The following is a 7,070-nucleotide window of genomic DNA, read 5'->3' on the forward strand; positions in this document are numbered from 1 at the left end:
AGAACCGCATCGAGATTCACGAGGATGTTTATTGCAAGAGCGGACGCTTTTATGCGAGCGTTGTCGGGCAGGGCAAGGCCGAAATCGTTGAGGACGTTGCTGAAAAATGCCGCGGGCTCTCGCTCCTGATGGAACGGCAGGCCGCAGGCGCCTCGCAGTTAATGCACGCGGCCCCGCACAAGTTCGAATTCACGCCTGCGCAGGCAGCTGCCGTGACCGTATTCAAGATAACGAGCACGAATTTCACAGGGAAGTCAAAGCCAGGCGTTACGGGCGCGGCGCCTGAGCGCCCGTAGAGGGGGTAGCGGCAGACACGGCGGAGCCGTGGCTAAAGCGAGGGGGAGACCTCCCCCTTTTTTTTAGACGAAAGAACGGACCTTCGGTCCTACAGACGAAAGATAAAAGAGAAAAATGGCGCTACGCGCAAAAACCATAAAAATTTCTCTCGCCTCTCGTCTCTCGTCTCTCGTCTATTTTCTATCTTTACCCGCACTATGAGTGAAGCTATTAACAATGTGAAGCAGGCGTTTGACGCAGAACTTGCGCAGACCGACCTTACGAACCAAGAAGCCGTCAACAACCTCCGCGTGAAGTACCTGGGCAAGAAGGGTGCCGTCACCGACCTCATGAAGCAGATGGGGAGCTTGAGCGCCGAGGAACGTCCGGCTTACGGCAAACTCGTGAACGAACTCAAGGTCGCCGTCTCCGAGGCCATCGACAAGGCTATCGAGACCGCGAACCAGGCTGCCCTCCAGAAGAAGCTGGAAAGCGGCTTTGTAGATACGACTCTCCCGGGCGCAGGCATCCCGGCGGGCTCGACGCACCCGCTTTACGACGTGCGCGAAGAGATTATCGACTTCTTCAGCCAGATGGGTTTCGAGGTGGACTTCGGTCGCGACATCGAGACGGACTGGTACAACTTCGAGGCGCTCAATACGCCTCCTGACCACCCGAGCCGCGACATGCAGGACACGTTCTACGTGGACGACAAGGTGATGTTGCGTACGCACACCTCCGGCACGCAGATCCACTACATGGAAACGCACAAGCCGCCGTTCCGCATGATTGCTCCGGGTCACGTGTTCCGCGTCGACAACGATGCGACCCACGCCCCCATGTTCCAGCAGTGCGAAGGCCTCGTGGTCGACGAGAACATCAGCTTTGCAGACCTCAAGGGCGTGCTCCAGGTGTTCATGAACAAGCTGTTCGGCGAAGGCGTCAAGACGCGTTTCCGCCCGAGCTTCTTCCCGTTCACGGAGCCCAGCGCCGAAATGGACGTGAGCTGCGTGTTCTGCGGTGGCAAGGGCTGCCGTCGCTGCAAGGGAACCGGTTGGATGGAAATCGGCGGTTGCGGTTCCGTGGACCCGAACGTGTTCAAGAACTGCGGCATCGATTCCGAGAAGTACACGGGCTTTGCTTTCGGCTTCGGTCTCGACCGTATCGCCATGCTGCGCCACGCGATTCCGGAAATCGGCCTCCTGACCAGCAACGACCAGAGATTCCTGAGCCAGTTCTAAGAGTAGTGAGCACGGCACTTCGTGCCTTCGAGGTATGAGGCCGCTCGCCTACAGCTCGCTTTGAGTATAAAAAAACGGACCGCAGGGTCCGTTTTTTAGCTAGAGTTAAGACCACTAACTACGCTCTCTTGTAGTCGTCCTGCACGCGGATGATATCGTCTTCGCCGGTGTACTCGCCCACCTGAACTTCCACGATGACCAGCGGCAGGCGACCTTCGTTCTGCAGGCGGTGCTCCTTGCCCACCGGTATATACGTCGATTCGTTCGGACGCACGTAGAACACCTTGTCGCCGACGGTGCACGTCGCGGTACCGCTCACCACGACCCAGTGTTCGGAGCGGTGCAGGTGCTTCTGCAGGCTCAAGCGTTCGCCAGGACGCACGACAATGCGCTTCATCTTGTAGTTGTCGGTGGCTTCCAGGACGGAATACGTACCCCAGGGGCGGTTCACCGTCTGCGGCACGCGCGGAAGTTCGGAACCGCGGGCCTTCAGTTCGTCCACGACAGCCTTCACCTTCTGGCTGCTGCTGAGCGGAGCCACGAGCAGGGCGTCCGGAGTATCCACGATAAGCATGTGGTCCAGGTCGATTGTGCAGATCTGGCGCTGCGCACCGAGAACCAGGGAATTCTTAGAACCGATGCCGAGGTGCTTCGGATTCTTGTTGTTGCCGTTCTCGTCGTGTTCGTACTCGCCGTAGAGGCTGTCGAACGCGCCGAGGTCGCTCCAGCCGATATCGCTAGGCACGACCTTTACCTTGTTCGACTTTTCCATGACCGCGTAGTCAATGGAATTCGAAGGAATGTTCATCATGTCGTCATGCTGAACACGCACGAGAGTTTCGCGATTTTCCTTTTTCGAGCGGGCATAGGCAAGCTTCGCCGCGGCAAGGATATCGGGAGAGAAATTTCCGAGTTCGCTGAGGAACGTAGAAACCTTGAAACAGAAGATGCCGCTGTTCCAGAAGAACCTTCCGGATTCCACGTACTTCTTTGCGGTTTCGAGATCGGGTTTTTCCACGAAGCGCTTCACGCATTCGCTATTTTCGCCGTCCGCCTCGATATAGCCGTAACCCGTTTCCGGGCCCGTCGGTGTAATGCCGAACGTCACGAGGGCTCCGGCCTTCGCCAATGTTTCCGCCTTGCGCAGGCAGGCTTCGTAAGCCTCGCCCTTGCGGATAACGTGATCCGACGGGGAAACGAGAACAATGTCGTCCGGTTTCAAGCCGAGGCACGCCAGGGCGATAGCCGGAGCGGTATTCCTGCCGACAGGTTCGAGCAAGAAGCGCGTATCGTTCGCACCGATTTCTTCTAGCTGGTCCTTCGCCAAGAAATACTGTTCCGCATTGCTCACGATATACTGCGTATCGCAGGTACGGGCGTTGGTCTTTACCGTACGCTGGAACAGGGAAGATCCATCAAACAAACGCGCAAACTGCTTGGGCATGAGAGAGCGGCTGATGGGCCAAAGCCTGGTGCCGTTACCGCCACAAAGAATCAAGTTTATCATAAAGCTAGACCTCTATTTATTTACCCCATTTGCCATTGCTGATCTGCTGGACAGTACGTGCAGTCAGAGTACCATAGTAAACGGTCTGGACAGACGGCATAATCAGGCTGATAAGGCGGTTCCATGTAGCGATGCCGGAAGCATCGACGTACACGATGTCGTGCGCCTTCAGGTCGAAGCGGTCCGCCATCGCAAGCGCCATCGCATTCTTGCCGTTCAGGTGGAAAACGTCTATCTGTTCTTCCGAAGTATTGCGGATGACGTAGATGGAACTTGCCGAAGCGTTGAGCGTCTGCAGGCCACCGGCGGAAGCCAGCGCCTCGACCAGGGAAAGCTGGCCCTGGTTCACGTTCACGATGCCTATCTTCTGGACTTCACCCATCACGTATACGCGATTTTCCTTCTGCGTCTCGCTCAGCGCCGGGATAAAGATCTGGTCGTTGGGCTTCAGGAGGATTCGGTCGAGCGGCAGGTTGCTCTTGAACGCTTCCAGGTAATTGATGTTGTATACCTTGTCGCCGCGACGAAGTTGCATCATGGCAGGGTCCGCCTCTTCGGAGAATCCTCCGGCAGCGGCAATCACGGTCGGGAGCGTCATCGGCTTTTCGTCAAAAGAGACGTAGCCGGGCCTGTTCACCGCACCGGAAACAAAAGCCTTGAGGCTGTTGTAACCCGTCACGCGGACATCCACTTGAGGGTCGTTCAAAATCTTGTCAGAAAGACGCTTGGTAATCTCGGCACGGAGTTCCTGAGCCGTGAGACCGGCAGCCTGGAGTTCACCCGCATAGGGGTAGAACAGCTTGCCATCGGTAGTCACCTTCTGGCCAGCCGGCTGGTACTGCCCCATCGGGGAAGTCAGTTCCGGATGCTCCCAGACCACCACCTGGACCATGTCCAGCGGCCCAATGCGGTATTCCAGTTCCGGCAACGAATCCACGACCAAATCCGCAAGGTCGCCCAAGGCCGCGGAATCGTTCTGAACGCTAGTACCCTTCCCAAAATCACCATCGTCGATGGAATGCATGACAACTTTAATGCCGTTATACTCCGCATCGTCCCCTTCGGGTGCGGACATGCGCATCTGCGGGGCGGCAAAGCAGCCGCTCAAAACAAGGGCGGCGGAGCCCATCATCAAGAAATCCAATTTTTTCATTTTACAGTCTCGCTCTGTTTGATTTTTTCCACCCAATACGGAGTCAATTTCGAAATAAAATTCCAAGCCAGGACATAGGCATTTTCAGGACGGCGGTACGGGTCTGGAACATCCACCTTCTGAGGTTCCCCATAACGAAAAACCTTGCCTTCGAGCCACGGATACTTGTGCAAAAGTTCCATCTTGTGGCCGTTCTCCATCACAAGTATCAAATCGGCCCACTTGAGGATATCCAGGTTAATCTGGCGAGCCCTATGGGGCGACATATCCACGCCATGTTCCAAAGCAATCTTCTGCGCGATTTCATGCGCAGGATGGTCAACCAGGGCACCAAGCCCCGCACTCATCACGTTAAAATCCGGACCCAGTTCCTTCTTCAGAAGGTACTCCCCTGTCGGACTGCGACAGATATTACCGGTGCAAACAACAAGAATATTCTTCATTGGCATCTAAGATAGAAAAAAACAATATGTCGTTACTAGTTCTAAGTTACTAGTTACTAGTGAATTATGGGTTAGTACGGCTTACAGCTCAAACGCGAAGCCCAAATCCTTCAACAACGGATTTTTGGTGTCTTTCTCGGAAAGGAGGGGTTCAAAACCGTTTCCCACCGGCCAATCAATACCGATGGCGGGGTCATTCCACATCAGCCCGCCCTCGTCCTTCGGGTCGTACAAACGAGTACACTTGTACACAAATGTCGCCGTCTCGCTGAGCACCACGAATCCATGGGCAAAACCTTCGGGAATATAGAACTGTTTCTTGTTTTCGGCAGAAAGCGTCACGCCTTCCCACTTGCCGAACGTGGGGCTGTTCTTGCGCAGGTCCACCGCCACGTCGAAGACTTCGCCCTCGATGACGCGGACAAGCTTGCCCTGCGGATTCTTTTTCTGGAAATGCAGTCCACGGAGTACGCCTTTCTTGCTGCGGGATTCGTTATCCTGCACAAAGGCCACGTCCAGGCCGGCGGCGTCGAATTCCGCCTTGTTGTAGGTTTCCATGAAATAGCCGCGATGGTCGCCAAAGACCGTCGGCTCCACAATCGTCACCCCCTCGATGGAGGTCTTCACAAAATTGAATTTTCCCATGTTAGTACCTTATTTTTCCTTCAGCCACCTTACGCAGATGCTGTCCGTAGGGAGACTTTCCATACTTGGCAGCTGACTCAAGCAGTTTTTCCTTGGTAATCCAACCGTTTTTATAAGCAATTTCTTCAACGGCGCTAATCTGGATTCCCTGGCGGTTTTCGACCATCTTCACGAACTCGCCCGCCTCGATGAGGCTGTCCATCGTACCGGTATCGAGCCACGCGAATCCACGGCCGAGCAATTTCACGTCAAGTTCACCCTTATCGAGGTATGTCCTGTTGAGGTCGGTGATTTCGAGTTCACCGCGGGCGCTGGGCTTCTGCGCCTTCGCAAAGCCGGACACGCGGTTATCGTAGAAATACAGGCCGGTGATGGCGTAGTTGCTCTTGGGTTCTTTCGGCTTTTCTTCGACAGAAATCACCTTGCCCGACTCGTCGAATTCCACGACACCGAAGCGTTCGGGATCTTCCACGTAATAGCCGAACACGCTCGCGCGCCCGTTCTCCTCGGCATTCTTCACAGCCGCCTTCAATAGCGGGCTAAAACCGTTCCCGTAGAAGATGTTGTCGCCCAGGACCATCGCACAGCAGTCGTTACCGATGAACTCCTCCCCCAAAATGAAAGCCTGTGCAAGGCCATCGGGACTCGGCTGCACCTTGTAGCTGAGGTTCAGGCCCATCGCGGAACCGTCACCGAGGAGACGCTCGAAATTCGGCAAGTCCGTAGGAGTCGAGATGATGAGGATGTCGCGGATACCCGCAAGCATCAGCGTCGAAAGTGGATAATAAATCATCGGCTTGTCGTACACCGGCAAAAGTTGCTTACTCGTGACCATGGTAAGCGGATAGAGGCGTGTGCCGGATCCACCGGCAAGAACGATTCCTTTCATAGTATAATCCTTTGAAACTAAAATAGCTATCTTTTGAAACCATGGCAGACCAAGACAAGGCTATTCTCAAAGATTTCCTCGCTAAACTCGTCAAAAACGCAGACGGGAACCGCAACGGCATCGGCGCAGAAGAAATCCTGGAACAGTTCATGGAGTGGACGGAGTCGCGCGGCACCACGCTGTACCCAGCACAAGAAGAAGCCATCCTCGAACTCCTGGACGGCAAGAACGTCATCTTGAACACGCCCACGGGTTCGGGCAAGTCGATGGTCGCGCTGGCGCTCCACTTCGACAGCATCGTGCACGGCCGCAAGAGCGTGTACACCTGCCCCATCAAGGCGCTGGTGAACGAGAAATGGATGGCGCTCTGCAAGGAATTCGGCGCCGAGAACGTAGGTCTTTCTACCGGCGACGCGACAGTCAACCACGGCGCCCCCATCCTTTGCTGCACTGCAGAAATCCTCGCCAACATGGCACTCAACGAGGGCGAAAAGCTTGACATCATGGACGTGGTGATGGACGAGTTCCATTACTATTCCGACCGCGAACGCGGCGTCGCCTGGCAGGTGCCGCTCCTCACGCTCCCGCAATCGAGATTCTTGCTGATGAGCGCGACCGTCGGTGCAACGGAATTCTTCGAACGCGACCTCACCAAGCATACCGGGCGCGAGACCGTGACCGTGCGTTCCACGCAGAGGCCCGTGCCGCTCGACTTCAGCTACAGCACCTCCGAGATTTCAACCGAAGTGCAGAAATTGGTGAACGAAGGCAAGGCGCCCGTGTACGTGGTACACTTTACGCAGGCCGCGGCCGCCACCAACGCACAGAACTTCATGAGCCTCGACCTCTGCAGCAAGGAAGAAAAGCAGGCGATAAACGAAGCCATCAAGGAAGTACGTTTCTCCAGCCCCTACGG

8 protein-coding genes are annotated in these 7,070 nt (G+C 55.6%); 3 read left to right on the plus strand and 5 right to left on the minus strand.

Going from position 1 to position 7,070, the window contains the following annotated elements:
• Positions 1-296, plus strand: a 296-nt coding sequence (locus B3M32_RS09205) for a pyridoxamine 5'-phosphate oxidase family protein (protein ID WP_414655178.1), incomplete at its 5' end; no start/stop codon positions are given.
• Positions 297-494: 198 nt separating this feature from the next.
• Positions 495-1,517: a phenylalanine--tRNA ligase subunit alpha gene (gene pheS, locus B3M32_RS09210; RefSeq protein WP_072801315.1), complete on the plus strand. Its 1,023-nt coding sequence runs from the start codon at positions 495-497 to the stop codon at positions 1,515-1,517.
• Positions 1,518-1,635: 118 nt separating this feature from the next.
• On the opposite strand, the gene B3M32_RS09215 is transcribed toward pheS, so the two are convergent.
• The 5 genes from B3M32_RS09215 to rfbA all read right to left on the minus strand — a co-directional run bounded on the left by B3M32_RS09215 (position 1,636) and on the right by rfbA (position 6,154).
• On the minus strand, positions 1,636-3,024 hold the full coding sequence (locus B3M32_RS09215; protein ID WP_290745761.1) for a mannose-1-phosphate guanylyltransferase/mannose-6-phosphate isomerase: 1,389 nt from the start codon (positions 3,022-3,024) through the stop codon (positions 1,636-1,638).
• A 16-nt stretch (positions 3,025-3,040) separates the two neighbouring features.
• On the minus strand, positions 3,041-4,177 hold the full coding sequence (locus B3M32_RS09220; RefSeq protein ID WP_290745764.1) for a polysaccharide biosynthesis/export family protein: 1,137 nt from the start codon (positions 4,175-4,177) through the stop codon (positions 3,041-3,043).
• A complete protein-coding gene (locus B3M32_RS09225; RefSeq protein WP_290745767.1) occupies positions 4,174-4,620 on the minus strand; it encodes a low molecular weight protein-tyrosine-phosphatase in 447 nt (148 codons plus the stop codon). Before B3M32_RS09225 ends, B3M32_RS09220 begins: the two co-directional genes overlap by 4 nt.
• Before the next feature lie 81 nt (positions 4,621-4,701).
• A complete protein-coding gene (rfbC, locus tag B3M32_RS09230; protein ID WP_290745770.1) occupies positions 4,702-5,265 on the minus strand; it encodes a dTDP-4-dehydrorhamnose 3,5-epimerase in 564 nt (187 codons plus the stop codon).
• Position 5,266: 1 nt separating this feature from the next.
• Positions 5,267-6,154 carry a glucose-1-phosphate thymidylyltransferase RfbA gene (rfbA, locus tag B3M32_RS09235; RefSeq protein WP_290745773.1) on the minus strand — a complete coding sequence of 296 codons (888 nt, stop codon included), beginning with the start codon at positions 6,152-6,154 and terminating at the stop codon, positions 5,267-5,269.
• A 41-nt stretch (positions 6,155-6,195) separates the two neighbouring features.
• On the opposite strand from rfbA, the gene B3M32_RS09240 reads away from it, so the two are divergent.
• A partial coding sequence (locus B3M32_RS09240) for a DEAD/DEAH box helicase (RefSeq protein WP_290745776.1) occupies positions 6,196-7,070 on the plus strand: 875 nt, incomplete at its 3' end.

Source organism: Fibrobacter sp. UBA4309 (genome assembly GCF_002395745.1).
Lineage (GTDB): Bacteria > Fibrobacterota > Fibrobacteria > Fibrobacterales > Fibrobacteraceae > Fibrobacter.